At 64.7% G+C, this 26,270-nt stretch carries 25 protein-coding genes and 1 riboswitch; of the genes, 12 read left to right on the top strand and 13 right to left on the bottom strand.

The window, feature by feature from the left end; genetic code table 11:
- Positions 1–29 precede the first annotated feature (29 nt).
- Positions 30–368 carry a bifunctional 3-phenylpropionate/cinnamic acid dioxygenase ferredoxin subunit gene (locus ACIPUB_RS16120; protein WP_407608296.1) on the bottom strand — a complete coding sequence of 113 codons (339 nt, stop codon included), beginning with the start codon at positions 366–368 and terminating at the stop codon, positions 30–32.
- Positions 369–436: 68 nt separating this feature from the next.
- Between ACIPUB_RS16120 and ACIPUB_RS16115 the strand changes: the two genes are divergently transcribed.
- Together ACIPUB_RS16115 and ACIPUB_RS16110 are read left to right on the top strand one after the other, a co-directional pair.
- Positions 437–775, top strand: a complete 339-nt coding sequence (locus ACIPUB_RS16115; protein ID WP_407608295.1) for a glycine betaine ABC transporter substrate-binding protein — start codon at positions 437–439, stop codon at positions 773–775.
- A gap of 138 nt (positions 776–913) precedes the next feature.
- Complete coding sequence (locus tag ACIPUB_RS16110; RefSeq protein ID WP_407608294.1) at positions 914–2,044, top strand: PQQ-dependent sugar dehydrogenase; 1,131 nt, start codon at positions 914–916, stop codon at positions 2,042–2,044.
- Here the strand turns inward: ACIPUB_RS16110 and ACIPUB_RS16105 are convergent.
- The 3 genes from ACIPUB_RS16105 to ACIPUB_RS16095 all read right to left on the bottom strand — a co-directional run bounded on the left by ACIPUB_RS16105 (position 2,041) and on the right by ACIPUB_RS16095 (position 4,486).
- The gene (locus ACIPUB_RS16105; RefSeq protein WP_407608293.1) at positions 2,041–2,433 is read right to left on the bottom strand and encodes a hypothetical protein; all 393 of its coding nucleotides are present in this window, start codon (positions 2,431–2,433) and stop codon (positions 2,041–2,043) included. The genes ACIPUB_RS16110 and ACIPUB_RS16105 overlap by 4 nt on opposite strands.
- A 65-nt stretch (positions 2,434–2,498) precedes the next feature.
- Positions 2,499–3,869, bottom strand: coding sequence for an FAD-dependent oxidoreductase (locus tag ACIPUB_RS16100; RefSeq protein WP_407608292.1), 1,371 nt, complete (start codon positions 3,867–3,869; stop codon positions 2,499–2,501).
- A 185-nt stretch (positions 3,870–4,054) separates the two neighbouring features.
- A complete protein-coding gene (locus tag ACIPUB_RS16095; protein WP_407608291.1) occupies positions 4,055–4,486 on the bottom strand; it encodes a VOC family protein in 432 nt (143 codons plus the stop codon).
- A gap of 279 nt (positions 4,487–4,765) precedes the next feature.
- On the opposite strand from ACIPUB_RS16095, the gene ACIPUB_RS16090 reads away from it, so the two are divergent.
- Positions 4,766–5,269, top strand: a complete 504-nt coding sequence (locus ACIPUB_RS16090) for a MarR family winged helix-turn-helix transcriptional regulator (RefSeq protein ID WP_407608290.1) — start codon at positions 4,766–4,768, stop codon at positions 5,267–5,269.
- A 361-nt stretch (positions 5,270–5,630) separates the two neighbouring features.
- Positions 5,631–5,749: riboswitch (SAM riboswitch) on the top strand.
- A gap of 39 nt (positions 5,750–5,788) precedes the next feature.
- On the top strand, positions 5,789–6,334 hold the full coding sequence (locus tag ACIPUB_RS16085; RefSeq protein WP_407608289.1) for an OsmC family protein: 546 nt from the start codon (positions 5,789–5,791) through the stop codon (positions 6,332–6,334).
- A gap of 96 nt (positions 6,335–6,430) precedes the next feature.
- Here ACIPUB_RS16085 and ACIPUB_RS16080 read toward each other — a convergent pair whose 3' ends face one another.
- A complete protein-coding gene (locus tag ACIPUB_RS16080) occupies positions 6,431–6,673 on the bottom strand; it encodes a hypothetical protein (protein ID WP_407608288.1) in 243 nt (80 codons plus the stop codon).
- A 179-nt stretch (positions 6,674–6,852) separates the two neighbouring features.
- On the opposite strand from ACIPUB_RS16080, the gene ACIPUB_RS16075 reads away from it, so the two are divergent.
- Together ACIPUB_RS16075 and ACIPUB_RS16070 are read left to right on the top strand one after the other, a co-directional pair.
- Entirely contained in the window at positions 6,853–8,598 is a 1,746-nt protein-coding gene (locus ACIPUB_RS16075) for a bifunctional metallophosphatase/5'-nucleotidase (RefSeq protein WP_407608287.1), read from the top strand.
- Positions 8,599–9,241: 643 nt separating this feature from the next.
- Positions 9,242–10,792: an amino acid permease gene (locus ACIPUB_RS16070; protein ID WP_407608286.1), complete on the top strand. Its 1,551-nt coding sequence runs from the start codon at positions 9,242–9,244 to the stop codon at positions 10,790–10,792.
- A gap of 25 nt (positions 10,793–10,817) precedes the next feature.
- Here ACIPUB_RS16070 and ACIPUB_RS16065 read toward each other — a convergent pair whose 3' ends face one another.
- Together ACIPUB_RS16065 and ACIPUB_RS16060 are read right to left on the bottom strand one after the other, a co-directional pair.
- Positions 10,818–12,014, bottom strand: a complete 1,197-nt coding sequence (locus tag ACIPUB_RS16065; protein ID WP_407608285.1) for an MFS transporter — start codon at positions 12,012–12,014, stop codon at positions 10,818–10,820.
- Positions 12,015–12,239: 225 nt separating this feature from the next.
- Entirely contained in the window at positions 12,240–12,845 is a 606-nt protein-coding gene (locus tag ACIPUB_RS16060; RefSeq protein ID WP_407608284.1) for a TetR/AcrR family transcriptional regulator, read from the bottom strand.
- A gap of 93 nt (positions 12,846–12,938) precedes the next feature.
- Here ACIPUB_RS16060 and ACIPUB_RS16055 point away from each other — a divergent pair, with 93 nt between their 5' ends.
- Entirely contained in the window at positions 12,939–13,328 is a 390-nt protein-coding gene (locus ACIPUB_RS16055) for a DUF1304 domain-containing protein (RefSeq protein WP_407608283.1), read from the top strand.
- A gap of 41 nt (positions 13,329–13,369) precedes the next feature.
- Positions 13,370–14,380 (top strand): NADP-dependent oxidoreductase, encoded by a 1,011-nt coding sequence (locus ACIPUB_RS16050; RefSeq protein WP_407608282.1) that lies wholly within the window; start codon positions 13,370–13,372, stop codon positions 14,378–14,380.
- A gap of 16 nt (positions 14,381–14,396) precedes the next feature.
- Here the strand turns inward: ACIPUB_RS16050 and ACIPUB_RS16045 are convergent, their stop codons facing one another.
- Complete coding sequence (locus tag ACIPUB_RS16045; RefSeq protein ID WP_407608281.1) at positions 14,397–15,131, bottom strand: FadR/GntR family transcriptional regulator; 735 nt, start codon at positions 15,129–15,131, stop codon at positions 14,397–14,399.
- Positions 15,132–15,300: 169 nt separating this feature from the next.
- Complete coding sequence (locus ACIPUB_RS16040; protein ID WP_407608280.1) at positions 15,301–17,040, bottom strand: L-lactate permease; 1,740 nt, start codon at positions 17,038–17,040, stop codon at positions 15,301–15,303.
- 242 nt (positions 17,041–17,282) lie between these two features.
- Between ACIPUB_RS16040 and ACIPUB_RS16035 the strand changes: the two genes are divergently transcribed.
- Genes ACIPUB_RS16035 through ACIPUB_RS16025 form a run of 3 tightly spaced genes read left to right on the top strand, consistent with a single transcriptional unit; the run spans position 17,283 to position 20,229 of the window.
- Positions 17,283–18,083, top strand: a complete 801-nt coding sequence (locus tag ACIPUB_RS16035; protein WP_407608279.1) for a (Fe-S)-binding protein — start codon at positions 17,283–17,285, stop codon at positions 18,081–18,083.
- The gene (locus ACIPUB_RS16030; RefSeq protein WP_407608278.1) at positions 18,080–19,594 is read left to right on the top strand and encodes a LutB/LldF family L-lactate oxidation iron-sulfur protein; all 1,515 of its coding nucleotides are present in this window, start codon (positions 18,080–18,082) and stop codon (positions 19,592–19,594) included. The genes ACIPUB_RS16035 and ACIPUB_RS16030 overlap by 4 nt, the downstream gene beginning before the upstream one ends.
- Positions 19,591–20,229 (top strand): lactate utilization protein C, encoded by a 639-nt coding sequence (locus ACIPUB_RS16025; protein WP_407608277.1) that lies wholly within the window; start codon positions 19,591–19,593, stop codon positions 20,227–20,229. Before ACIPUB_RS16030 ends, ACIPUB_RS16025 begins: the two co-directional genes overlap by 4 nt.
- Before the next feature lie 187 nt (positions 20,230–20,416).
- On the opposite strand, the gene ACIPUB_RS16020 is transcribed toward ACIPUB_RS16025, so the two are convergent.
- From ACIPUB_RS16020 to ACIPUB_RS16010, 3 genes are all read right to left on the bottom strand, one after another.
- Positions 20,417–21,232, bottom strand: coding sequence for an ABC transporter permease subunit (locus ACIPUB_RS16020; RefSeq protein ID WP_407608276.1), 816 nt, complete (start codon positions 21,230–21,232; stop codon positions 20,417–20,419).
- Positions 21,229–22,176 carry an ABC transporter ATP-binding protein gene (locus tag ACIPUB_RS16015; protein ID WP_407608275.1) on the bottom strand — a complete coding sequence of 316 codons (948 nt, stop codon included), beginning with the start codon at positions 22,174–22,176 and terminating at the stop codon, positions 21,229–21,231. Before ACIPUB_RS16015 ends, ACIPUB_RS16020 begins: the two co-directional genes overlap by 4 nt.
- 113 nt (positions 22,177–22,289) lie before the next feature.
- Positions 22,290–23,114 carry an IclR family transcriptional regulator gene (locus tag ACIPUB_RS16010; protein WP_407608274.1) on the bottom strand — a complete coding sequence of 275 codons (825 nt, stop codon included), beginning with the start codon at positions 23,112–23,114 and terminating at the stop codon, positions 22,290–22,292.
- 48 nt (positions 23,115–23,162) lie between these two features.
- Between ACIPUB_RS16010 and ACIPUB_RS16005 the strand changes: the two genes are divergently transcribed.
- Positions 23,163–24,461: an aromatic acid/H+ symport family MFS transporter gene (locus ACIPUB_RS16005; protein ID WP_264269473.1), complete on the top strand. Its 1,299-nt coding sequence runs from the start codon at positions 23,163–23,165 to the stop codon at positions 24,459–24,461.
- An 82-nt stretch (positions 24,462–24,543) separates the two neighbouring features.
- Here ACIPUB_RS16005 and ACIPUB_RS16000 read toward each other — a convergent pair whose 3' ends face one another.
- On the bottom strand, positions 24,544–26,238 hold the full coding sequence (locus ACIPUB_RS16000; RefSeq protein WP_407608298.1) for an L-aspartate oxidase: 1,695 nt from the start codon (positions 26,236–26,238) through the stop codon (positions 24,544–24,546).
- Positions 26,239–26,270 lie beyond the last annotated feature (32 nt).

Genomic DNA, 26,270 nt, shown 5'->3' with positions numbered 1-26,270 from the left:
CCGCCGCCTTTTCTCATCCGGGGCGTGGGTCAGACTGCCGGGGTTTCAGGGTAGAGCAACAGCTCGCCGTCCTTGACCTCGATCTTGTGGGTGCGGGCCCCCACGGTGGCCGGCAGGCAGAGTGCCTCTCCGGACTTGAGGCAGAACTTGGCCGCGTGAACCGGGCACTCCACCTCGGTGCCTTCGATCCAGCCATCGGCCAGCGAGGCGGTCTCGTGCGTGCATTCGTCATTGATGGCGTAGAAGTTGCCGTCCTCGGCATGGAACACGGCAATGTCTTCCTTGGTCCCGTTGTCCTCGGACGGAATGACGATCGCTTCGCCTTCGTCGATGCTGTCGATGGAACCGATGTTGATGGCTTCGCTCATGAAGGTGCCTCCTTGGATCTCCCGCCACCGCCGCAAGAACCGCGAGGGAGGGTGGGAATACGAAAATCGTGTCCTTCCATCATCTCTTAGCATTTACCCCGCTCCCAACTGGCCGAAGCCCCTGGGTCCGATTCGGTCCGCTATTCTTCCTCTTCGACAGTCTTGACGACCCGAAGGGCACGTTGGGCACCGCCGAGCACATCAGCACCTACGGCAGCCTCACTTTCAAGGAGGACTTCCCCACCCTGGCGGGTTGGAGGAAGGATTTCAAGATCGATGACGAGAAGCTCTTCTCGCTGGAAAACGCCATGTTCAACGACTCCGACACCCAGGACTACGCCCCGATCGTGGACCAGTGGATCTCCGAAAACCAGGAATGGGTCGATTCGCAGACCGCCGCGAAATAGTCGCGCACCACCCAACCACCGGCCCGGATTTTCCGGGGACACCGGCAGGTCCTGCGGTGTCCCCGGGGAACACAGGCCGTTTTCGTTGCCGCGCTCGAATGCTTCCGTGCACAGGTCACCTCCCACTAGACTCGGGCCATGAAGGCTCACGGACCGGCGGTCGTCCCCGCCGTGGATCGCCGCACCGTCCTTGCCTTGGGTTGCGCGCTGGGCATTTCGGCCCTGGCAGGATGTTCCCTGGCGGAGAACGCCACCGGCACGGCGACTCCCACCCCCGGTTCCACCGACGCCGAGGCAGAGGCCGATGCGGGACTGAAACTCAAGGCCTCCGGCCTTGATACACCCTGGTCGATGGTTGCCCGCCAGGACGGCAGCATCCTGGTCTCCGAGCGCGACACCGCCAGGATCATGGCGCTTGGCCCAGACGGCAAGCTGACGGAATTGGTCCACCTGCCCCAGGTGGTTCCCAGCGGCGAGGCCGGCCTGCTGGGATTGGAGATCTTCACCGAAACCGGCGGGATCGAATGGCTTTACGCCTACATGGGCACCGGGAACGACAACCGGGTGGTGCGCTTCGAGCTGCAGGATGCCAGGGTGGGTCCTGCCCAAGACATCCTGACGGGCATTCCCCGGGCGAGCATCCACAATGGCGGTCGCATCAAGCTGGGCCCCGACGGCTTGCTCTACATCTGCACGGGAGACGCCACCGACCGTCAGGCGGCGCAGGACCCGGCACGCCTCAATGGCAAGATCCTGCGGATCATGCCCGACGGCGGCATCCCGGAAGACAACCCCTTTGCAGGTTCCCCCGTGTATTCCATCGGGCACCGGAACGTGCAGGGCCTCGGATGGGACTCGGCCGATCGACTGTGGATCAGCGAACTGGGACCGGAGAAGGACGACGAAGTGAACCTGGTCCGGGCCGGTGGCAACTACGGCTGGCCAGAGGTCACCGGGGTGGCAAGAGATCCGAGATTCATCGACCCGGTCCATGTATGGGCGAAGACCTCCGACGCCTCACCCAGCGCCCTGGCCATTGCGGAGGACGTTGCCTATGTGGCGTGTCTGCGCGGCGAACGGCTCTGGGTATTGCCGTTGCCGGGCGATGGACCTCCGACCGGTGGCACACTCACCGGCGCCCGCGAAATGCTGGCCGGGCAGGAGGGACGCCTGCGGGACGTGCTGGTGGTGGGCAATGAATTGTGGGTGGCCACCAACGAGGGGGCCGAATCCCGGATCATCGCCCTGCCGATGGGATCCTTGGGCTAGTTCCAGTGGGCAATGATGCTCAGGACCTTGCTGAGGACAAACCCGGCCGCCAAGGCCGCGGCCGTCCAATAGAGGAAGCGCACCTGTGAACGGGGCTTTTCCAGTTGCCAGGATCCGGTCTTGTCTTCCCGGTAGTAGACCAGTGCCTCACCCTCGGGAGGGTGTGGACGTTCGAGCACCAGGAGTTCGCTGCGGATGGTTCCGTCGGCGGTGTGGAAGACCAGGCATTCCTGCCCCTCGAGCACGGCGATCCTGTAGTCGGCGGTTTTCCATCCCGCATCCCGGCGGCGTTCGGCCAGGGCAAAGGCATAGAATCCGGCCGCGGCAATGAGCGCCACCCACCCTATGAGGTCGAGTGCGGGTCCCAGGCTCCTCAGCAGGTCTTGCACACTCTCATCTTATGGTCTGCAACCGCCGCCCACACCATCCGGGTCCCCGCGTTACCGCAGGGTAATCAACGGTTGAAAGACCCGAGCACCTCATTCAACGCCTCGGTGGAGGAAGGGTGGGTGAAGATCGAGTCGCGCAGCGTGGCCGAGGTGACGCCCTGGCGCATGGCCAAGGCGACCAGGTTGATGACTTCCTGGGAATCCACGTGCATCAGGGCGGCGCCGAGGATGCGGTCGGAGTCGGCATCAACCACGAACTTGATGATGCCGCGGGGGTCCCCCACGATCTTGGGTCGCGGCATCGCGGCAATCTCGGCGACGTTTTTGACTGCGATCTTGATGGCCAGCCCCCGGGAGCGTGCCTGTTCCTCGCTGAGCCCGACGCGAGCCAGCGGCGGGGTGGTGAAGATGGTGTAGGGAACCGCGACGCGGTCCGCGGTCGAACGCTTGCCGGATCCCAGGATGGCATCGGCAACGACGCGGTTGTCGTCCAGGGAGACATAGGTGAATTGCGGCCCGCCGTTTACGTCCCCCAGCGCGTACACGCCCTCGGCAGTGGTGGAAAGGCGTTCGTCCACCTTGATGGCCCCGGATTCGGTGAGCTCGATGCCCGCGGCTTCCAGGTTCAGCCCATCGGTGGCCGGGGTGCGCCCGAGGGCGATGAGCACGGCCTCGGCCTGGATTTCATGCATGGTGCCGTCTTTTTCGTAGTGCACCAGAGCGGAGTCGGCGTCCTGGCTGATGTGCTGCACGCTGGCGCCCACCCGGATATCGACTCCCACGTCGGACAGGGAACCGAAGACCTCGGCGGCCACGTCTTCGTCTTCCTTTTTCAGTGCCCGTGGCCCGCGGTCCAGCACGGTGACTTTTGAACCAAAGTGCGCGAACATGGAGGCGAATTCGGTCCCGACGTATCCGCCGCCGACCACCACAAGCGACTTGGGAAGCTGCGCGTGCTGAAGTGTGGTGGAGTCGTGGATGCGCCCGCCAATGCGCACCCCGTCGAGGTCCGGGATCGCCGGCACGGCACCGGTGTTGATGATGATCCGCGTGGCGCCAAGCTCGAGCGTTTCTTTCCCTGCCTCGACCCTGATCCGATGCGGGCCGATGAAGCTTGCCTTGCCCGTAATGGTCACGACCGAATCCAGGCTGTCCAGCATGGAAAAATTCTTGGCCCGCATCGCGGCGGTGAGCTTGTCCCGGCGTAGCACCGCGGCGTCGAAATATTCCGGATCCAACCCGGTCCCGGTGCGGATGTCCGCGTCGTGGATCAAGGCCTTCGTGGGAACACAGCCGATATTGATGCAAGTTCCCCCATACATGTCCGCCGAGGCCTCGATGATTGCCACGCGGTGCCCCGCACGGGCCACGGTGCCGGCGAGCGTCTTTCCGCCCTTGCCCCAACCAATGACAATGAGATCGAGATCGTGTTCCATGGGGCCATCCTCTTTATATGCGGAAATGCAGTGTTGACTACGCTCGAGTCTTCTCTGCCGCGGTGCAAGAGGTCAAGAAGGAGAACGGTGCAAAGGTGCGTGGAGCCCGCCCGGAGCGGGTCGATCCCCACGCACCTTCATGCCGTTTGACGCCTTCGGTCTTCGCTCACGGGCCGGTCCTGCGGTTACTGCCCTGCGGTGTCCGGTCCCGCGATGTTGACCATCCAATCGACGCCGAATTTGTCGGTGAGCATGCCGAACCAGTCGCCCCATGGCGCCTCGGCAAGCTGTTCGCCGATCTTGGCCCCGTCGCTGAGCTTTTCCCAGTAGCCGGTCATTTCTTCCTTGTCGTCACCGCTAAGTGTGACGGATATGGCGGTTCCGCCCTTCCACTCCATGGAGGCGGGCGTATCCGCGGCCATCAGGTTCATTCCATTGGGTGCCCGCAGGTGTCCATGCATGACCTTGTTGTCGTCTTCGGGATCGCCGGTCTTCGCGAAATCGAAGTCCGCGAAAGGACGCAGATCCAATTCACCGCCAAATACCGACTGGTAGAACTCCAGCGCGGGACGCGCGGTGTCACGGAAGCTGATGTACGGGTTGAGGATCGTGCCCATGGTGTTCTCCATCGTTTGGCGGGGTTCAACAACTAGCAATTCTGCCCGTCACGATGGGTTCCGGGAACCCCCTCGGACCGAGTTCTTTTAGTGGTCGTGCGGAGCGCTTCTCCTGACGGGGACGGCCCTCCCTTAGTCAGGAATGCGGCAGCGGCGAACAGTGGTTTTCCACACCTGCGTTTCTGCCGCCACTGGCCATGGATGCGGTGCCAGCGTACGAAGGTCGAACGTACCGTCGCGAAGATGTCGAAACGACGGATCGCCACTAAAATGAATCCCATGACTTCACCGTTCCCCGATTCCCGGCCCGACCCGGGACCGGCAGCCGACTCCGGAACCTTTGATCCACTGATCGAGGACGTGGAAAAAGAATTCTCGATCATGGTCGTCAAGGCGCGCCAGGCCATTCGCAAGCGCGCCGCCGCCATCCATCCGGAACTCCAGCCGCTGGGCTACAAGGTACTCTCCATCCTGGCGCGCGAGCACGCACAGCAGCAGATCATCTTGGCCGAGGAACTGCAGGTGGACAAGGCCACCATGAGCCGGATGATCAAGTGGCTCGAAGCCAAGGAACTGGTCACCCGCGTCCCGGATCCGAACGATGGCCGGGCCATGCTGGTCAGCATCACCGACACCGCACGTGTCGGATACCTGGCTTCCAGTGCAGCGTCCCGCCAATTGCTCCGGAACCGGCTCATCTCCTGGGACCCCGAGGAAATCAAGCGCTTCGCCGACCTGCTATCGAAGCTGAACGCCAACGACGCCTCGCAACGCGAAAGCTGATCCCCCGCACCAACAAACCATCGGCTCCGGTCCCTCACTTGCCAGGGCCGGAGCCGATGGCGTCGGCAGGCACATGTGCTCCGCCGGCATGCCCCGCTCTGTGGGCTCCGGGGTCCTTCGCCAATGCCGCTTCCCGAGTTGGCGTGCGGCGACGCACCGATCGTCCAAGCTTCAGAATCGTCCCAAGCGGCCACAACGGGTTCTTCGCCGCACAGCCTCAAACGGGACCAACGATTCGCCGCAGTGGGAAATTAGCTGGGCCGGACAGGCACTTGTTCGACGAAACGACCGATTCACCGTGAAGATTTGTTAAGGTCTCTCTTTGCGCAGCCACCGCGGAATCGGCAAGACTCGTCAACAGAATCACGAGTTCCAATCATTCACGGCCCTGGCCGATTGGATCGCAACCCCCTTCGTCATAGCGGGGTGCGCCAGGTGAAGATTCGACGCCGACCAATCGGATCGGCGTAAGTATGGCGTTGCGCAAGGCATGCGCCAGCTACGAAAGGATCGTTTCCCATGTCCGAAACCCTGATCGACAGCACCCTGGATTCCATTCGCGCCGAAAAGCTCACCGCGGCCGGCACCGCATGGGGCGAGCGCATTGCCGCCAACCCGGCCAACGCGGAACTGACCTTCAAGGCCAGCGGCGTGTCCACCGGTTCGGTGGCCAGCGAAATCACGGTCGGCAAGCACCGCTTCATTGTCGACGAGCCCGAGGGGCTGGCCGGTGACGACGCGGCCGCCAGCCCGGTCGAGTTCGCGCTCGGCGCGTTGATTTCCTGCCAAGTCGTGGTCTACCGCCTCTACGCACACCAGCTGGGCATCAAGATCGACTCTCTGGAAATCAATGCAGAGGCAGACCTGGATGTGCGAGGTCTCTTCGGCATCGAGGAAACCGTCCGCCCGGGCTTCGGCGAGGTGCGCCTGACGGTCAAGATCGACGGCCCGGAGACGCGCGAACGCTACGAGGAGCTTCAGGCAACCGTCGATGCCCGGTGCCCGGTGCTGGATATCTTCAGCAACCCCACGCCAGTCAGCGTGGAACTGGTCACTGCCGGCTAGCTCCGCCATGAACCGACCGTGGGTTGGTGCCGTTCGAGGGGACAGGCACCGGCCCACGGTTTTTTGTTTCCCGGGACCTACGCGCTTCGGCAAAAACTACTCGCCGTAGTCGGTGTCCTTGTAGGGGATGCCGGCCTTGTCGTAGGTGGTCCAGATCCCCACCTGGCGTCCGCGATCCAGGCTCCCGGAACGCATCAGCGTGCCGTCAATCCTGAACCATTCCCAATCCCCATGGATTTCCCCCGCCAGGGTGAACCCGCGCGCCCATAGGCTGCCGTCCTTGTGCAGCTTCTCAAAGGGTTTTAGTTCAAGGGCCTTCTCCGCGTCGCTACCGGTCATGGATTCATGCTGCCATAGGTGGCCCGGGGCGGCGAGGACATGTCGCTGCGGCATGGCAAGCCACGTTGACAACCCTTGGACTGCGCCCTACCGGTGGGTAGGATCAGCCGCATGTGTCCCCGCCGGTTCACGTGGACGTGGACACCTCAACCCGTCACTCTTCTTGAGGGAGAACCAACGTGTCCGAGAAACGTCCCTTGCGGCGCAATGCATTGGCCGCTGCCGCAGCATTAACACTGCTGGCCTCGGCTGCCATCGCCGGCCCGGCGCCGGCCCAGCCCGCCGACCCGAATTCACACGGCCAGGGCAACAAGCAGGACAACAAGCCAACAACCACCATCGAATTGGTGGGCATCAACGACTTCCACGGCCGCATCGAGGCCAACGACGCCGAGGCCGGGGCCGCCGTGCTCGCCGGTGCCGTGAAGGATTACAAGGAAAGAAACCGCAACACGCTCTTTGTCTCGGCCGGCGACAACATCGGCGCCTCCACGTTCACCTCGTTCTCGCAGCAGGACAACCCCACCATCGACGCACTGGTCGCAGCCGGACTGGATGCCTCAGCGGTCGGAAACCATGAATTCGACCGGGGTTTCACCGACCTGGTCGACCGGGTCATCCCGCGCTACGGGAACGGCGACGCGAAGGTCGGCGCAGACTACGCGCTGGGTGCCAACGTGTACCTGAAGGGAACCAAGACCCCGGCGCTGAAAGAGTATTCCCTGAAGAAACTCAACGGCGTGACCGTCGGCCTGATCGGCACCGTGACCGACCAAACCGCGTCACTGGTGACCCCTGCAGGCATTTTCGGTCTCGACTTCGGTGACCAGCTCGAGGCCGCCAACCGGGTCGCCGGGCAGTTGACCGACGGCGAGGACTCCAATGGCGAGGCCGATGTACTGGTACTGCTGACCCACGAGGGCTCCTCCAGCAGCAACTGCGCCTCAATCGGTACCGAGGACACCTCCTACGGCGACCTGCTCCGCGGCGCATCCCCCGAGATCGATGCCATCTTGTCCGGCCACACCCATGTCGGGTACTCCTGCGCCTACCCGGTGGATGGTTGGGCGCCTGGCTTCCAACGCCCGGTGCTGCAGGCGCACCAATACGGGACCACGCTGGACACCCTGAAACTCACCGTGTCCAAGGAGCACAAAGAGGTCACCGGAAGCGAGGGCGGGCTGATCTCGCTGACCACCATTGCCTCGGACGGCACTACCGTACCGCGCTTCGAGGCGGTTCCCGAGGCCACCAGGATCGTTGAGGTGGCCAGCGCAGAGGCCGAGGTCGTGGGTGCCCAGAAGATCGGAAACATCAGCGCCAGCATCCTCCGCGGCGGCTCCAACGGCTCGGACCGCGGCGTCGAATCCACGCTGGGCAACCTGGTGGCGGACGTGCACCTCTGGGCGACCTCCAACAAGGACTTCGGAGGCATCCCCGCACAGATCGCGTTCATGAACCCCGGCGGATTGCGCGCCGATATGCTCTTTGGGACCGACGGCACCGTCACCTACAAGGACGCGGCTTCGGTCCAGCCCTTTGGCAACACGTTGTTCACCATGGACCTGACCGGCGTACAAATCAAGTCGGTGCTCGAGGAACAGTGGCAACCCGAGGGCTCCAGCCGTCCAAAACTGCACCTGGGCATCTCCGAGGGCTTCAGCTACACCTATGACCCGAATGCGGGGCGCGGCGCGCACATCTCCTCGATGAGTTACCAGGGAGAACCGGTCGCCGACGACGCGGTCTTCCGCATTGTCACCAACTCGTTCCTGGCTTCGGGTGGAGACAACTTCTTCACTTTCGCCGAGGGAACCAACGTGGCCGATTCGGGCCAGATCGATTTGGTGGCTGGCATCGAATATTTTCAGTCCCACCCGTTGGTGGATCCGGCGCCGTTGGGTCGGGCACAAATCGCCCGGTAGACCGGGCCACCCAAGCGACCTTCCGCCTCAAAGGTGGAAGGTCGCTGTTGCATGTTGCGATTACCGCTCTGACATCCGGACTTCATTCGAGTCCCAGGAACGCGGGGCCGCGGTAGCAGACCAAACCCGCTATCCGCTACCCGCTACCTATGGGACGCATCGCACCGATCGCGGGCCGTCGCTTCCCAAGCTCGTTGAAGATGCATCCCCCATGGCCCGGATTCAGTCTTTGTGACAATTTCACGTCATAATGGGCAGTGCCGTTTTGGCATCTGGAGGCATCAAACTGCGGCTCGATCCTGCATCCAGAGGTCCAGACGGCCCCCTAATCAAAGACTGCGGCAGGGTCTTGATCCTGTTAGCCCATCAACCCGGAAGCATCCGTGCATCAGAAACGCTGTGTCTTGGGACATGCAAGAATAAGGTTTTTCATTCAAGTGTCTACGGCTCACGACACCGGATTCGCGCGACATAATGTCCTGCGTTATGGTCGGCCGCCCTCGGAAGCACCATGTCCGGCTACCTTTACCTCGGATGGCAAGGGCGGCGAAGCGCCAACGCGGCATCGGGGCCAGACGGACCGCAGCACCACAATTGTGAGCCAGCTCGCATTGACACCCCTGGGTCGTGTTGCATGACACCCATGAGCACAACTTCCGTAGAACTTGAACCCGAATCCGTGGCACAGCCCGGAACCGCCAGAACGGTCGGGACCGGCATCGCCCCCCACAAGCCGGACAACGAACTCAAGCGCGGGCTAAGCAGCCGTCACCTGCAGATGATCGCCATCGGCGGTGCGATCGGCACCGGGCTCTTCGTGGCTTCTGGCGGCACCATATCCCAGGCCGGCCCGGGCGGCGCATTGGCCGCCTACGCCTTGGTCGGCCTGATGGTGTTCCTGCTGATGCAGTCCCTGGGCGAGATGGCTGCCAAGATCCCCGTGGCCGGTTCCTTCCAGACCTTCGCCACTCGCTTCGTCTCCCCCTCCTTCGGGTTCGCGATCGGCTGGAACTACTGGTTCAACTGGGCCATCACCGTGGCCGCGGAGCTGGTCGCCGCCGGGATCATCATGGACTTCTGGCTGCCCGGCGTTCCCGGCTGGATCTGGGCCGGCATATTCCTCGTCGTCTTGACGGGACTCAATGCACTCTCAGCCAAGTCCTTCGGCGAAAGCGAATTCTGGCTTTCCCTGATCAAGGTTTCCGCCGTCGTGCTATTCCTGATCGCCGGAGTCCTCATGATCGTCGGCATCCTCGGGGATTCCTCTCCCGGGCTCAGCAACTGGCAAAACCGTGAGGACGTCTTCCACGGCGGCTGGGTTTCCATCATTTCCGTCTTCATGATCGCCGGATTCTCCTTCCAGGGCACCGAGCTGGTTGGCGTGGCTGCCGGCGAGGCAAAGAACCCCCGGCGCGAAGTGCCCCGTGCAATTCGCAACGTTTTTTGGCGGATCATGATTTTCTACATTGGCGCCATTTTCATCATCGGCTGCCTGATCCCCTTTGCCGATCCGAGCCTGTTGGCATCCGGCGAAGCCGACGTGGCATCCTCCCCGTTCACCCTGGTCTTTGAGCGTGCGGGCATTGCCTTCGCCGCGTCGCTCATGAACGCGGTCATCCTCACCGCCATTCTTTCCGCGGGCAACTCGGGGCTCTATGCCTCGACCCGCATGCTGTACTCCATGGCCCACGACGGCAAGGCCCCCAAGATCTTTGGGCGGACCAACTCGCGCGGCGTTCCCATCCCGGCACTCCTGGCCACCGCCGCGGTCGGACTCTTCGGATTCCTCTCCGCGATCGTCGGCCAGGGTGCCGCCTATGCCTGGTTGCTCAACGTCTCGGGCCTGTGTGGGTTCATCGTCTGGGCGGGCATCGCGATCTCGCACTACCGCTTCCGTCGCGGGTTCCTGGCCCAGGGCAACAAGGTCAGCGACTTGCCCTACCGGGCGTCGTTCTTCCCGATCGGTCCGCTGCTGGCGTTCGCCGTGCTGATCCTGGTGATAGCCGGGCAGAACTACGAGGCGGTCGTTGCCGGGCGCGGGATGGAGGTGCTCTCCTCCTACATCGGGCTGCCGATCTTCCTCGGCTTGTGGCTTGTCCACCGGTTCGTCACCAAGTCAAAGGTCGTGCCGTTGCTTGAGATGGACCTGGCTGCGCCCCAGGACGTCGAAGTCGAGCTCGCCTCCAAGTCCTAGTCCGACCAGCTACCGCCGGGGGAACCTACTGCACGCGCTGCGGGGTTCCCCGGCGGTAGCCGCTGGCCACGACACCGAGCCACAGCTGGATGCCGGCAACAAGGATCAGCAGCAGCAATGGCAGGTTCCAGTCTCCGCTGAGCGAGTACAACAGCCCCATGCCAAACGGCCCGCTGGTGGCCACCAAGTACCCGACGGACTGGGCCAGGGTGCTCATGGCGGTGGTTTCCTCGGAGCTGTCCCCGCTGTACGAGATCACCAGCAGCACCAGCGGGAACACCGAGAACCCGACGCCCATGGCCACGGCGCACAGCCAGGCCAAAGACAGCGGCAGCCACACCATGCCTGCCAGACCGGCGGCAACCATGACCGAACACATGATGAAGGCCCCGCGAAGCATGCCGTACTTGTTGACGAGCCAGAGGGAAAGCATGGTTGCAGGGATCGTGACCGCCTGCAGCATTCCGAGGATGATGCCGGCGTCCGCCGGTGACATGGACCGGGAGATCAGGATGCTGGGCAGCCAGCTCATCATGGCGTAGGCCATCAGCGCCTGGACAGTGAAGAGCCCGGTGATGACCACACCACGCCGGGTGCGGATAAGCGAGAGCGGGCTGACGTCCGACGGCGACGGAGTTGCCGCACGCTCGGAGCGGGCCATGGCCATGAAGGGCAGGAACGCAAGCACCGCTGCAAGCGCAAGGAAGCCCCAGGTGGCCAGGCCGAGGGTGGGCGATCCGGACGCCAACGCCAGGGGGACGCTCAATGCCGAGGCCGCCGTGGCACCTACCGACATGGTGATCGTGTACATCCCGGTCATCATCGAGGTCCTGTCCGCAAAGTTCTCGCGGATAAAGGACGGCATTGCCACATTGCACAGCGCGATGCCACACATGGCTGCCACCGTTCCGGCCAGCAGGGCCCAGGTGGTCGGCAATGCCCTGAACCCCAGCCCCGCGCCAAGAACGCAGAGGGCCAGCAGGATCGTTCCGGACAGACCGAGTTTCCGGGTCAGCCTCACCGTTGCCATACCGGCCACGGCAAATACCAGGGTGGGGATTGACGGCAACAGTGCCGCCACAAACGGACCGTAACCCAGGAATTCCTGCAGGTCGAGAAAGAGCGGGGAGGCGCTGGTGATTCCCGCCCGGAGGTTAAGCCCCACCAGGATCACGGCAAGCAACGACAGCACCATGAATCCACGGGACGTCGACCGTGGCATCGATCGCGATCCGTGGTCGTCAGCTGCTGGATTATCCTTCTTGGGCATGCTCACAGAGTACTGGGCATGACCTTTCAGGTGACTGCGGGTCGGTGGCAAGGTTGCTCACACCGGGGTGCCGATTCCAGAAAATGCGGGCATGGCCGAGTCCCTGGCAAGGCACCCGAACGTCTGCGGTTCCATATTCAGGGGCAGTCCCTGCGGACCCGAATCCGCGAACCGGGCCTAACGAGTATGCGGGTCGGCAGAGAGCCACAGTCGCGCCTGCTCTCCGGCCGCGTCAAGGGTGGCCAGCGCCTCGGCCAGGTTCAGCCGCGCCATGAGCAGCGCGCTCATGGTCAGCCCGGCGACAATTCGGGCACGGGCAAGAACCAGCGATTCGGTTTGCGTAGGGTCCGCTGCGCGCAGGGCGCCGGCAACGCCATCTCGCAACTCGATCTGATATCCATCGATCAGTATCCTTAGCGCCTCGTCGTTTCCCGCGATGCCCGCCGCGGTGTTCAACAGCAGACAACCACGATTCGTGGTCTCGCCCGCGGTCTTCACCAAGGCGTCGGACAACGACTTCAAGTAGGTCGAAATACCCTCGGCAGGGTCCGTGGGGCTGCGCAACAGATTCAGGCGAGGTCGCAGGATCGTATCCATGTAGTCCTGGATCACCGCATCAAACAGTCCCCGCTTTGAGCCGAAGCCGTGGTAGATGCTCGAACGGCCCAGGCCCGTGGCGGATTCAAGGTCCGCGATCGATGTGGCTTCGAATCCCTTGTCCCAAAAGAGGCGGCGGGCATCGCTGAGCGCCTTGCTGGTGTCGAATTCCTGCGTTCTGGCCATGAGACCTGAATCCCCTTGCTTTGTGTAACGTTCATTCCAGTATATATTGGAACGATCGTTACACAATCGCTCACTGACCTAGAGGGGCACCAGATGCTGCTGTTCACCTTGCTTTTCGCCGGCATTGCCGCGGCTATCCATGTGTACATCTTTGTACTCGAGTCCCTGCGTTGGGACCGCCCATCCACCCGCAAGGCCTTCGGCATCCAAACAGATGCCGAGGCAAGCGCGACGAAGCCGCTGGCGTTCAACCAAGGGTTCTACAACCTGATCCTTGCCGTCATAACGGTCCTCGGCATGGCCTTTGCGCTGGCTTCGTCCTCCACCGTTGGGGCGACACTGATCTTTGCCGGAACCGGCTCGATGGCCGCAGCCGGCCTGGTCCTGCTCTTTTCCTCGCCCAAGCTTGCCCGCGCGGCGATGTTCCAGCTCACCGCGCCCGCCCTGGCCATCATCTTTGGCTTGTTTGCTTTTACCCACTGATTCCCCTCCCACTCCACTACCTGAAACGGAGCATCGACTTCATGTCCTCTTCCATCAGCACCCAGATTCACCTGGCCAACCGCCCCGCCGGATGGCCGACTGACGCGAACTTCTCCACGGTCACCGTTGAACTACCTGAACTCGCCGAGGGTGAGATTCGGGTGGCCAATGAATTCCTTTCCGTCGACCCCTACATGCGCGGGCGCATGAACGACGCCAAGTCCTACGCGGCGCCGTACGCCCTCAACGAGGTCATGACGGGTGGAGCGGTCGGCCGCGTGGTCGAATCGCGCGCCGAGGGATTCAATGTCGGCGATCCGGTGCTTCACCAACTGGGATGGAGGGACCTCTCCCAGGCCGCGGCAGGTAACTTCCGCGTAATCCAGGACCTTCCCGGCCTGCCATTGTCGGCCTACCTCGGCATTCTGGGCATGACGGCCTTTACCGCCTATGTCGGGTTGACCGAAATTGCCGGCCTCAAGGACGGCGACACCGTCTTCATTTCCGGTGCGGCCGGGGCCGTCGGCAGCGCGGCAGGCCAGATCGCTCGCCTCAAGGGCGCCAATCGTGTCATCGGCTCCGCCGGCAGCGCGGCCAAGGTCGACCTGCTGACCGAGAAGTACGGCTACGACGCCGCCTTCAACTACAAGGACGGACCCGTGCGTGGGCAGTTGCACGAAGCGGCGCCCGAAGGCATAGACGTGTATTTCGACAACGTGGGTGGTGAACACCTGGAGGCTGCACTGGATGCATTCAACCCGGGCGGCCGGGGCGCCTTGTGCGGAGCCATCTCCGTCTACAACTCGACAGAGGCCCCCGTGGGTCCGCGAAACATGAGCAACATGGTTACCCGGGGACTAACCCTCAAGGGGTTCACCGTGGGGAACTATGCCGAACACTACCCGGCGTTCATGGCCGACATGTCCGAATGGATTGCGCAGGGGAAGATCGTCTTCGACGAGACCGTCGTCGAGGGCCTGGACAACGCGGTGGAGGGGTTCCTGGACCTCATGCGCGGCGCCAACACCGGCAAGATGGTCATCAAACTCTAAACGGCCCCGGCGCCGCTCAGAGCTGCCTGGATTCCGTGTAGAACCACTCGATGTGCTCGCGCAGGAGTCTGGCGGCCAGCGGGCCGTCACCGTCCGCAACTGCCTGGTGGATGCCGTGGTGTTGGGCCCGAAGGACCTTGGCGATCTTCTGCCAGGCAGCGTCACTGGCCACAGATTCACTGACGTAGTCGCTGATCGACAGGCGCAGCGATTCCATCATCGCCTCGATGACGGCGTTGCCGGCAAGCGATGAGAGCAGCACATGGAATTGGGAGTCGAGGTCGTGGAATTCCTCGCGGTCAAGGCCCGGCACGTCCATGGCCTCAAGCAGCTCGGCGGTTCGCCGCAACACCTCGGCGCTGCGCTCAGGGTCGCTGTCCAGGTCGGCGGACTCGGCCGCCCAGGTTTCCAGCAGGATACGGGATTCGACGATGTCGGCAACGGAAAGCTGGCGCGAGGCAACATGGAGCCGCAGCGTCGCCGACAGTCCCACCGCGGGATCGGAAATGACGACGGCGCCAGAGTTGGGCCCGGAGCCGGTGGAGGTGCGCACCATGCCCATGGCATCGAGGATGCGGATGGCGTCCCTGACCGATGCCCGGGAGATCCCGTGGGTCTCGGCCAAGGATCGCTCGCCGGGCAACTGGTCGCCGATCTTGAGCTTTCCCGAGCGAAGGTCGGCCTCGATGGTGGTCAGGACCGTCTCGTAGGCCCGGGCCGGCTGCGGCGAATTCCTGGCTGTGCTTTTCACTGCTTCTTGTCCCCATGGTCATTGCTTATGTTTGGCCCCTTGACCAATCAACGAATCACTCAAGCCTAATGGGTCGCGGAGCCGGCCACGGCCCCGTGTTTCGGCGATATTCTTCGCCAACGCACAGGGCCGCTTGCCGACCGTCGCGGTCGATGTTGCAGGGCCCGCGTTACGGGGTCGGCAACATCCAGCCCAGGATCGGCGTGGACTGCAGGTACACCAGCACGCACAGCACCAGAAGCATGCCCACGGACCAGCCGGCAACCTTCTTCAGGATGACCGATTCCTTGCCTTCCATGCCCACCGCGGTGGCGGCGATGGCCAGGTTCTGCGGGGAAATCAGCTTGCCGACCACACCGCCGGAGGTGTTGGCGGCGACCAGCAGGTTCGGGTCGATTCCGGCGTTGATGCCGGCGGTCTGCTGCAGCTTCGCGAACAGGGCGTTGGCCGAGGTGTCGGAACCGGTGACAGCCGTGCCGATCCAACCCAGGATCGGGGACAGGAACGCGAAGAAGGCGCCGGTTCCCGCGAGCCAGGTGCCGATGGTAATGGTCTGCCCCGACAGGTTCATCACGTAGGCCAGGGCCAGCACGGAAAGGATGGTGGTGGCGGCCCAGCGCATGTTGTAGATGGTGCGCCCGATTTCCAGGACCGCATCCGAGACCTTGATCTTGTATTTGCCCCCGGCATCGTTGAGCGAGTAGACAATGGCGACAATCAGGCCGGTGAAAAGCAACAGGGTCCCGGGGTTCGAGAGCCACTGGAAGTTGTAGATCGTCGATGAAACGGGGTTGCCCTCGCCGTCAAGTACGTTGCCGTAAAGCAGCGGCCACTTGATTTTCACGTCGGTGGCGGCCAAGGCGCCGGGTACATTCACGCCCAACTTCCAGAGCTTGGCAATGCCGAAAATCACGATGACCAACAAGTAGGGGAAGAGCGCAAGGAAGGTTGGCCCGAATTCCAGCTTCCGCTCGTGACCGCGGTAGACGGTGCCGGATCCGGTGTGGGCGTTGCCGACCTTGCCTGCGTGCTGCACTCCCTCGGCGGCTTCGCCCACAAGGACGCGGGCACGAGCCTCGTCGCGGCCCTTCGGGGTCCAGAAGCGCAGGAAGATCACGGCGGCACCCAGGCCGGCGAGCGAGGCCACGATGTCGGTGAGTTCGTAAGAGAAGTACGTGGCGCAGAGGAATTGGGCCACGGCGAAGGAGCAGCCGATGACCAGGGCCGCGGGCCAGACTTCCTTGACGCCGCGCCGGCCGTCAATGATGAACAGCAGCAGCGTCGGCACGAAGATGGCCAGCAGCGGTGCCTGGTGCCCGACGACTGCGCCAATGTGGTTGGCGTCGAGCCCGGTCAGACCGGCCGCGGTGGTGATGGGGATGGCCACGGCCCCGAAGGCCACCGGGGCGGTGTTGGCTACCAGCACCGCGGCGGCTGCACGCAGCGGAGGCATGCCAAGGGCCAGCAGCATCGTCGCGGTGATTGCCACCGGTGCGCCGAAGCCGGCAAGCGCTTCAAGCAAGCCGCCGAAGCAGAAGGCAATCAGGATGGACTGGATGCGGATGTCGCCGCCGCCGATCACGTCAAAGACGCGGCGCAAATCCTCAAACCGGCCCGAAACAACGGTGACCTGATAAAGCCAGATCGCCATGATGACGATCCAGACCACTGGGAAGGCCCCGAAGACCGCGCCCAGTACGCCGGACATCAAAGCCATGCCCAGAGGCATCTTGAAGACAAAGATTGCGACCAAAATGGCAACCAGCAATGAGGTAAGCCCGGAGACGTAGGCCTTGGCCTTGACGACGGCCAGCATGACAAAGAAGGTCAGTAGCGGCAGGAGGGAAATGATGGCGGAAAGCGCAATGCTTCCGGCCAGCGGATCTGTGGTGGGAGTAAAGGTGTCCACTGGGCGTCCTTCGCGTTGGGAGTGGATCGCGGATAAGGGGGGGTCTTGGCGGACGCCGGTAGACATCCGTGGTCGGACCACTATGGTCCGACCACATGAGCATAACCCAAAATCGGGCACCTTGGTGAGTGGGGTCACAAATTTTTTCCTTCGGGACCGCCGGGTGGACGTGGGCCCGATCACGTCCTAGTATGGTCAGACCACATCAATTCCTCGGCTGAATGCGCCGGAAGGATCACTGAATGAAAATCGCACTTTTCGCCACCTGCATCGTTGACGCCATGTATCCGCAAACCGCGCGGGCCACGGTCAAGATTCTCGAACGCCTGGGCCACGAGGTCGTCTTCCCCTCCGGCCAGGCCTGCTGCGGCCAGATGCACATCAACTCCGGCTACATGGACGAAGCACTTCCCGTGGTCGCCAACCATGTCAGGGCATTCGAAGCCGAGAGCTACGACGTCGCCGTTGCGCCCTCGGGATCCTGCGTCGCCTCCGTCAAGCACCAGCACCCGGTCCTGGCCGAACGCTGCGGGGACTCCGCGCTCAAGGCGCGGGCCGAGGCAGTGGGCGCGACGACCTACGAACTTTCGCAGCTGCTGGTCGATGTCCTGGGCATCACCGATGCAGCTGAACAGCTCGGTTCGCATTTCCCCCACAAGATCACCTACCACCCTTCCTGCCACGGCATGCGGTCGTTGAAACTGGGCGACCGCCAGCGTGACCTGCTCCAGTCCGTGGCCGGCATCGAGTTCGCGGACCTGCCCGAGGCGGACCAATGCTGCGGCTTCGGCGGTACCTTCTCCATGAAAAATGCCGACGTCTCCTCGGCGATGCTCGAGGACAAGGCCAAGAACATCAAGTCCACCGGCGCCTCGCTGTGCTCCGGCGGAGACGCGTCCTGTCTCATGCACATCGGCGGCGGGCTCTCGCGCACCAATTCGGATACCACCACGCTGCACTTTGCCGAGATCCTGGCCAGCACCATTGACGAGCCGGTCTCGGTGACCGGTGAGATCCTCGTAGGAAAGGCGGGCGTGCGATGAGCAACGTCTTCATGGGCATGCCGACCCTTCCGGTCTTCGGCGACGGTAACCTCCACCTCGAGGAACCCTTCCCGGCAGCCGCTCACCGCGAACTGGGCAACACCCAGATGCGCGCCAACCTGCGCCATGCCACCCACACCATCCGCGACAAGCGCCTGAAGGTCGTCGCCGAGCTACCCGACTGGGAGGAACTGCGTGATGCGGGCTCGGCCACCAAGAACCAGGTCATGGCGAATCTGCCGGCGCTGCTGGAGGAGTTCGAAACGAACTTCACCGCCCGCGGCGGCATCATTCACTGGGCCCGCGACGCCCACGAGGCCAACCAAATCGTCGCGGACCTGATCCGCGAGCAGGACACCACCGAGGTCGTCAAGGTCAAATCCATGGCCACCCAGGAAATCGGGCTCAACGAGTACCTCGAGGAGCAGGGCATCTCCGCCTTCGAGACCGACCTCGCCGAACTGATTGTCCAGCTGGGCCACGACAAGCCCAGCCACATCCTGGTCCCGGCCATTCACAAGAACCGCACCGAGGTGCGCGACATCTTCCTGAAAGAGATGCCGAACGTGGACCCAAACCTCACCGACGAACCGCGCCTGCTGGCCATGGCAGCGCGCGAACACCTGCGCCGCAAATTCCTCTCCGCCAAGGTCGCCATCTCCGGCGCCAACTTCGCGCTGGCTGACTCCGGCACCCTCGCGGTGGTCGAATCCGAGGGCAACGGACGCATGTGCCTGACGCTGCCCGAAACCCTGATCACCGTCATGGGCATCGAGAAGCTGCTGCCGTCCAAGGAGGACCTCGAGGTCTTCATGCAGCTGCTGCCGCGTTCCTCCACCGGCGAGCGCATGAACCCCTACACCTCGCTGTGGACGGGCGTCAGCGAGGGTGACGGGCCGCAGAACGTGCACCTGGTGATGCTGGACAACGGGCGCACCGCGGCCCTGGCGGACAAGTACGGCCGCACCGCATTGAACTGCATCCGCTGCTCGGCCTGCATGAACGTGTGTCCTGTCTACGAGCGCACCGGCGGCCACGCCTACGGGTCGACCTACCCGGGCCCGATCGGCGCAATCCTGACCCCGTTGCTCACCGGCATCAAGTCCGAGGAAAACAGTTCGCTGCCCTACGCTTCGTCCCTGTGCGGCGCCTGCTACGACGCCTGCCCGGTGAAGATCAACATCCCCGAGATCCTGGTGCACCTGCGCGGGGAAGACGTCGACTCCAGGCGTGCCGAAAAGAAGTTGCCCAGCCAGATGGATTTGATGATGAAGGGCGCCCAGTGGGCGTTCTCCTCCGGCAAGCACCTGGGGTTGTTGGAAAAGGGTCTGACGCTGGGCAAGCTCGCGGCCGGGCGCGACAAGAAGATCAAGCGTCTTCCGGGCATCGCCGCCGGCTGGACCCAGTCCCGCGACATCCCCGCTCCCCCGGCCCAATCCTTCCGTGACTGGTGGAAGAAGGAACACAAGCCGATCGCACCCATCAACGAGCAGGAGAAGCTGACCAAATGAGCGCCAAGAAAGAAATCCTCTCCCGCATCACCTCGGCCCTGCGCGATGCCCCGGAACCGGGACCGATCCCCCGCGAATACCGGATGTCCTCGGACATGCCCGAGGCCGAGCTCATCGAGCTGCTGGTCGATCGGCTCGAGGACTACAAGGCACACGTAAATGTCGTGGATTCCGGGGAACTTTCGGCAACGGTTGCCGAGCGTCTCAAGGACGCCTCCAGCTTTGTGGTGCCGCACGGCATCGACGAGACCTGGTTGGCCGATGCCGCGCCGGCCGGCGATACGCGCCGCCGCATCGATGCCCCCGGCGCCGTGCTGAGCGTGACCGAGCTGGATGGCACCAGTGCGGTGCTGACCTCCTCGGCGGTATCCATTGCCGAGTCCGGCACCATCGTGCTTGACGGCACGCCGGACCAAGGTCGCCGGGCGATCAGCCTGGTGCCAGACCACCACGTGTGCGTGGTCCCGGTCTCCAGCATCGTGCGCCTGTTGCCCGAGGCGCTGCCGCGCATGGACATCACCCGCCCGCTGACCTGGATCTCCGGACCCAGCGCGACCAGCGACATCGAGCTCGAGCGCGTCGAGGGCGTGCACGGACCGCGCCAGCTTGACGTCATCATCGTCAAGGGGCTCTAGGCCCCGGCCTCTCTACCCATATCCCACGAGGTGGCCCCCGGGTTGTACCGGGAGCCACCTCGTGGCCGTTTCGGGGCGGTCTCGCGCAGCTGGGGCCCGCCGATCATTTCCTTCCCGATGGCCTTGGTGGCCGCGTCGACTTCAACCCGGGCGCACGTTGTGTCAATCGCGAGTTCGGATCTCGCAGTTAGGCTCCCCCGACATCGCGGCGGCGCAGCGCGAAGACGGCGAGCGCAACGAAAAGCACGTTCAGGCCCGCCAGTCCCCAAAACGCGCTCCAGTCCACGCCGTTGGCCACGGGCTGCCCGCCGAGTGCCCAGTGGTACGGGGAGAAGGCGTGCATCCATTGCAGGTCCTCGCCCTGGTTGCCCAGCGCGTTGAGCACGTAGCCCCCGACGGCCACCAGGGCGCCGGCCGCGGTTCCGTGCGTCCGGTGCCCGCCCGCGGCCCCGCCCAGCAGCGCCGCGGTGCCGCCGAGCAGGACCAGCAGCAGGAACTGCGCCACTGCCTGGAAGAGCGTCCCGGGATCAAGTCCCAGCTCCGAGGGCCCGTTCAGCGCCAGCACCCCCGCGTAGATCACCACCATCAGGAAGGCCATGCGCAGCAGCAGCGCCAGGGACCGTTCCAGGACCACCTGGGTGCGCGTCACCCCGTGGGCGAGCGTGAGTTCGAGCAGGCCAGCATCCTCGTCCTCGCCGATGGCCGCCGCACCGGTGCCGATGGCCACGGCCGAGGAGAGCATGAATCCCAGCAGGCCGAAGAAGGTCGCCTGGGCGTAGCCCGCGCCCGTCGCGATCTGGTCGTAGTTCAGCGCCCGGATCAGCTCCTCGGGCAGGGAGGCGAGCAGTTTCGCCATGTCCGGGCCGGCCATGGACGGGTACAGCGGAAGGTAGAGCGCCAGCACGGACAGGAGCACCAGGGCCCAGACGAGCGTGGAACGCCAGGTGTCCAGCAGCGCCTTGCTCATCAGCGGCAGGAAGGGGCGGCGGGCGGCGGGCGTCATGGCCGCGGCTCCCCCGCGCGATGGCGTCCGTTGCCGGGAGGTGAGCCGTAGAGCTCGAGCACCGCTTCCTCCAGGTCCGGTTCCTCAAGTACCAGGTCGAGCACCTCGATCCCGGCCAGGGTGTGCAAGAGCGCGCCGACCTCGCCGGAGAAACGCGCCTCGAGTGCGCCGACCCCTTCGCCGAGCCGTTCGGTGTCCAGCAGCTGAAGGCCGGGGAGCGGTTCCAGTGCCGCGGCCAGCGCCTCCGGGTCCGTGGCGGCCACGATGCGCAGCCGGCGACGGGCACCTGCCCGCAGCTCCTCGACGGTGGCGGTGCGCACGATCAATCCGTCGCGCAGGATCGCCACGCGGTCCGCCGCCTGTTCGATCTCCCCGATCAGGTGGGAGGAGAGGAATAGCGTCTGCCCGCGCCCGCGGGCGTCCTCCACCATCCCGAGGAACTCCCGCTGCATCAGCGGGTCCAGGCCGGACGTGGGTTCGTCGAGGATGAGCAGCTCCGGATCGTGCATGAACGCCTGGACCAGTCCGAGCTTCTGCTTGTTGCCCTTGGAGAGCTTGCGCGACTGCCGGTCCAGCTCGAGTCCCAGCCGTGAGGCGAGTTCCTCGACCCGGCCGGGGGCCACCGGTCCGCTGATGGCGGCAAAGTGGTCCATCATCCTCCGTCCGGTGATCCTCCGCTCCAGGGCGAGTTCGCCCGGCAGGTACCCGATGCGGCGGCGGATCTCGGGACCCGCCCGGCGCGGATCGGTGCCGAGCACCCGCACCTTCCCGGCCGTGGGCCTGATGATGTCCAGCAGGCAGCGCATGGCGGTCGTCTTGCCGGCACCGTTGGGTCCGATCACCCCGAAGACGCTGCCGCGGGGGATCTCGAAGTCAATGCCGCGCACCGCCTCGCGGTGGGCGAAGCGCTTGGCAAGGCCCTGCACCTCGATGACGTTCTCCATGCAGCTTCCCTTCCCGGGGTTCCCGATTCGGGGCTCCCCCCCCAGGCTCATTCTCGTCCCTGCGCCCGATCAAGACCAGAGGCCCGCACGCCAAGGGCCGAGGTTGCCCGCGGCTACCGGGGCGAAGGCGGCTGGCCCCGGTCCAGGCCTGAGCCACCAGAGACCTCGCTCAGCCGCTCTTCCAGCAACTTGGCGGTGCGCGCGGTCTCCCCCAGCAGGCCCGCGTCGAACACCTCCCGGAAACGGGATTGCGGGATGGCCACGCTGATGCCGCAGACCACCTCGCCCTCTGCGTTTGTTATGGCCATTCCCAGCGCGCTGACGCCTTCCTCGGTTCCTTCGAAGTTGGCGGCGAACCCGCGATCCCGGACAAATCCGAGTTCGCGCACCAAGGCGGCATAGTCAGCCTCATTGAGTTTGCGCGCGGTGGCCGTTTCCCCCCGGTAGAGCTGCTCGAGCTCGTGCGGGTCGAGCCGGGCCAGCATGGCCTTTCCGGCCGAGGCCCGGTGTGCCGGCAGCACCGTCCCCTGGCGGTCGCCGACGCGCACCGGCCGGGAACCCTCGACGGTGGACAGGAAGCGGACTTCCCCGCCCACGCGCACCATCAGGTTCACTGTTTCCCGCACCGTGGCCGCCAGGTCCTCCAGCAGCGGCTGGGCCAGGGCACGCAGCTCGCTGATCCTGCCGTGGCCGGCCGGTCCGGCCCCGAGCGCGGGACCGGGAACGTAACCGCGGCCCCTCGCGCGTTCGGCAAAGCCGCGATAAATGAGCATGGCCAGCAGGCGGTGGACGGTGGAGGGCGCGACGCCGAGCTCGACGGCCGCGTCCTTGAGCCGGACGGAACCATGGTCGCGCAACAGCTCGATGAGCTTCAGGGCGTTGTCGACCGCGTCGATGGGGTAGCGGGGGATCTCGCGGCTTACGCGTAATTTCTGCACATCAGAATTATATGCGCCGTCACACTGAGACCGGCAACACTTGTACCTATGACTTTTTCCACAACGAGCGCCGTTGCGGGTCCCACCGGACAGAACACCGGCGATTCGGCACAGCCGTCACAGCCCAGGAACATTTCAAACCGCAAGGCCGTGCTGGCCATTGTGACCTGTTGGCTGCTGGTGGTTTTCGACGGGTACGACCTCATTGTGTACGGCACCGTGCAGTCATCACTGCTGGCGATCGACGACTGGGGCCTGACCCCGACGACCATGGGCACCATCGGCTCACTGGCCTTCGTGGGCATGATGATCGGTGCGCTCGGGGCCGGACGGCTGGCCGACGTGCTGGGTCGGCGACGGACCATCCTGGCCTGCTCGATCCTCTTCTCCACCCTCACCATCTTGTGCGCCTTCGCCCCGAACCCCCTGGTCTTCGGTGCCCTCCGCCTGCTGGCCGGAATCGGCCTGGGTGGCCTCGTTCCCTCAGCCAACGCCATGGTGGCCGAGCTGGTGCCGGACCGCTGGCGCTCGACCATGGCCACGTTGATGATGTCGGGTGTGCCCATCGGCGGTTCGATCGCAGCCGTCACCGGCATCTGGGTCATCCCCGCCTTCGGCTGGGAAGCGATGTTCCTGATTGCCGTCATCGCGCTGGTCGTGGTGGTGCCGATGGGCTTCCGCTACCTGCCCGAAACCCTGTCCTTCAAGCACCGCAGCGGACCTGGCGCGCGCCGCGGCTCCGGCTTCGGCCAGCTGCTCCGCGCCCCCTATGCCCGTGCCTCGGTGCTCTTCGCGGTGGCCTCGCTGGCCATCCTCTTCGCCTGGTACGGCCTGGGCACCTGGCTGCCCAGCCTGATGGAGCAGGCCGGGTACGACCTGGGCTCGGCCCTGACCTTCGCGCTGGCCCTGAACCTGGGCGCAGTGGCAGGCTCCGTCGTCACGGCCTGGGCCGGGGACCGCTTTGGCGCCGCCCCCGCCGCGGCCGCCGCAGCCCTGGTGGCCGGGATCGGCCTGGCCGTCATCATGACCACTCCCCCGGTCGGGGTCGTCTACGCGATGTTGATCCTCGCCGGCGTGGGCACCCACGGCACCGCGGCGCTGCTGATCGCCGCCGTCGCCAACCACTACCCGGAGCGCCTGCGCGGCACCGCGCTGGGCTGGGCAATGGGCATGGGCCGAATCGGCGCCGTCGCAGCCCCGCAGGTTGGCGGACTGTTGTTGGCCTCGGGGCTCGGCGTCAACTCGAACTTCCTCGTCTTCGCCTTGGGAGCGGGCCTGGCCGCAGTCCTGTTCGCCGTGATCACCTTCCGCGTCAAGCCCGTGGCCGACCCGGCCGAACAGCACTAGCCGCCGCAAAATGCCGTGGCCCGGGCGGCCTTCCCCTCCGTCGGGAATGGCCGCCCGGGCCGCAGGCAGCGCCGCCGGCCCGCTACTCCACGAGCTTTCCGACGCGGGAAACGTCCTTGACAAGCCGGGCGATTTCATCCGCGATCTCGGGGATTTCCTCGCGAACGATTCCGGCGGAAGGCGACCACACCAAGTTGACCCGAAGAGAATCGTCCATCTGGGGATAGTCACTGCGGTTGTGGCAGCCACGGGTCTCCCGGCGTTCAAGTGCTGCCTCGAGGGTGGCCCGGGCGGCCAGCGCGGATCCCTTCAGGTCGAATGCGTGGGCCAGATCCTGGTAGCCGGCAATGTCGGGGTGGATCCCCACGGCCTCCATGCGCTCTTCGATCGAGTCCAGCTTCGCCAGGCCGGCCAACAGGCCGTCCTCGTCCCGCACCACACCCGCATGGTCGGTCATCATGTTCCGGATGGCGCGCTGCAACTCGCGCACGTTCTCCTGGCCCTCGGCCGCCAGCAGGTCGTCGATCTCGGCCCGCGCGGTCGCCAGCGCCTCGTGTGAGCGGGGCTGGGAATCCAGCGACGCCGAGTACTTCGCCGCGGCCCGTGCCACGATGCGGCCAAAGACCAGCAGCTCGATCAGCGAATTGCCGCCCAGCCGGTTGGCGCCGTGCAGCCCGCTGGAGGCCTCTCCGATGGCATAGAGTCCGTCGACGTCGGTGCTGTGGTCTTCCGGGCGCACCCAGACCCCGCCCATGGAGTAGTGCGCGGTGGGGGCAATTTCGATGGGCTCGGCGGTGATGTCGAGCATCTGCACCTCCATCATGGTCTGGTAGACGCGCGGCAGGCGCTCCATGATGGTTTCGCGGGGCAGGTGCGAGATATCCAGCCAAACCCCGCCGTTCTTGGTGCCGCGACCTTCCTTGATCTCGGTGTAGGCAGCCAACGCAACGCGGTCCCGGGTGGAGAGTTCCTTTCGCACCGGGTCGTACCGTTCCATGAACCGCTCCCCCAGCGCGTTACGAAGGATGCCGCCCTCCCCGCGGGCTGCCTCGGAGATCAGGGTGCCGGCGGCATTCTCTGGTTCGATGATGCCCGAGGGGTGGAATTGCACCAGCTCAGGATCGCGCAGCCGGGCGCCGGCGTCGACGGCCAGGCGGAAGGCGTCCCCGGTGTTTTCGTCGCGGCGGGAGGAGGTGCGACGCCAGATGCGGGTGTGGCCTCCGGCGGCAAGGATGACCGAGTCGGCATGGATGAGGTAGCGCTTGCCGGTGTTGACGTCGAAGCCGTAGGCGCCAAAGACCTGGTTGTCTTTCACCAGCAGCCGGGTGACGTACACCGAGTCCAGGATCGGGATCCGCAGTTGCTCGGCCCGGTTCACCAGGCTGCGCTGGATTTCCAGGCCCGTGTAGTCGCCGGCGAAGGCGGTGCGGCGGAAGGTGTGTGCGCCGAAGAAGCGCTGCGAGATGCGGCCGTCCTCTTCCCGCGCGAATCCCATGCCGTAGCGTTCCAGGTCCTGGATTCCTTGCGCGGCTCCGCGGGCCACGATTTCCACGGTGTGCGGGTTGGCCAGGAAGTAGCTTTCCTTGATGGTGTCAGCGGCATGCTGCTGCCAGCTGTCGTCCTTGTCCATGGTGCCCAGGGCCGCGTTGATGCCGCCGGCGGCAAGCGATGTGTGGGCGTCGTTGCGCGGGCGCTTGCCCAGGGCGAGTACGTCCACCCCCATTTCCGCCAGTTCGATGGCCGCCCGCAGGCCCGATCCTCCGGTGCCGATGACCAGGACCGTGGTGGAAATCTGTTGCTCATTCGCGT

Origin of the sequence: Paeniglutamicibacter sp. ORCA_105, from assembly GCF_045798545.1 — a bacterium.
Classification (GTDB): domain Bacteria; phylum Actinomycetota; class Actinomycetes; order Actinomycetales; family Micrococcaceae; genus Paeniglutamicibacter; species Paeniglutamicibacter sulfureus.
Note: the sequence above shows the minus strand (reverse complement) of the source record. Positions and strands in the feature narration are given on the sequence as shown.

Excerpts from the sequence above, each read along its gene's own strand:
- ACIPUB_RS16025 (WP_407608277.1), top strand. The coding sequence starts at position 19,591 with ATGAGCGCCAAGAAAGAAATCCTCTCCCGCATCACCTCGGCCCTGCGC.
- ACIPUB_RS16055 (WP_407608283.1), top strand. The coding sequence starts at position 12,939 with ATGCTGCTGTTCACCTTGCTTTTCGCCGGCATTGCCGCGGCTATCCAT.
- ACIPUB_RS16100 (WP_407608292.1), bottom strand. The coding sequence starts at position 3,869 with ATGGAACACGATCTCGATCTCATTGTCATTGGTTGGGGCAAGGGCGGA.
- ACIPUB_RS16120 (WP_407608296.1), bottom strand. The coding sequence starts at position 368 with ATGAGCGAAGCCATCAACATCGGTTCCATCGACAGCATCGACGAAGGC.
- ACIPUB_RS16085 (WP_407608289.1), top strand. The coding sequence starts at position 5,789 with ATGTCCGAAACCCTGATCGACAGCACCCTGGATTCCATTCGCGCCGAA.
- ACIPUB_RS16090 (WP_407608290.1), top strand. The coding sequence starts at position 4,766 with ATGACTTCACCGTTCCCCGATTCCCGGCCCGACCCGGGACCGGCAGCC.
- ACIPUB_RS16020 (WP_407608276.1), bottom strand. The coding sequence starts at position 21,232 with ATGACGCCCGCCGCCCGCCGCCCCTTCCTGCCGCTGATGAGCAAGGCG.
- ACIPUB_RS16030 (WP_407608278.1), top strand. The coding sequence starts at position 18,080 with ATGAGCAACGTCTTCATGGGCATGCCGACCCTTCCGGTCTTCGGCGAC.
- ACIPUB_RS16080 (WP_407608288.1), bottom strand. The coding sequence starts at position 6,673 with ATGACCGGTAGCGACGCGGAGAAGGCCCTTGAACTAAAACCCTTTGAG.
- ACIPUB_RS16070 (WP_407608286.1), top strand. The coding sequence starts at position 9,242 with ATGAGCACAACTTCCGTAGAACTTGAACCCGAATCCGTGGCACAGCCC.
- ACIPUB_RS16050 (WP_407608282.1), top strand. The coding sequence starts at position 13,370 with ATGTCCTCTTCCATCAGCACCCAGATTCACCTGGCCAACCGCCCCGCC.
- ACIPUB_RS16095 (WP_407608291.1), bottom strand. The coding sequence starts at position 4,486 with ATGGGCACGATCCTCAACCCGTACATCAGCTTCCGTGACACCGCGCGT.
- ACIPUB_RS16065 (WP_407608285.1), bottom strand. The coding sequence starts at position 12,014 with ATGCCACGGTCGACGTCCCGTGGATTCATGGTGCTGTCGTTGCTTGCC.
- ACIPUB_RS16015 (WP_407608275.1), bottom strand. The coding sequence starts at position 22,176 with ATGGAGAACGTCATCGAGGTGCAGGGCCTTGCCAAGCGCTTCGCCCAC.
- ACIPUB_RS16005 (WP_264269473.1), top strand. The coding sequence starts at position 23,163 with ATGACTTTTTCCACAACGAGCGCCGTTGCGGGTCCCACCGGACAGAAC.
- ACIPUB_RS16060 (WP_407608284.1), bottom strand. The coding sequence starts at position 12,845 with ATGGCCAGAACGCAGGAATTCGACACCAGCAAGGCGCTCAGCGATGCC.
- ACIPUB_RS16110 (WP_407608294.1), top strand. The coding sequence starts at position 914 with ATGAAGGCTCACGGACCGGCGGTCGTCCCCGCCGTGGATCGCCGCACC.
- ACIPUB_RS16035 (WP_407608279.1), top strand. The coding sequence starts at position 17,283 with ATGAAAATCGCACTTTTCGCCACCTGCATCGTTGACGCCATGTATCCG.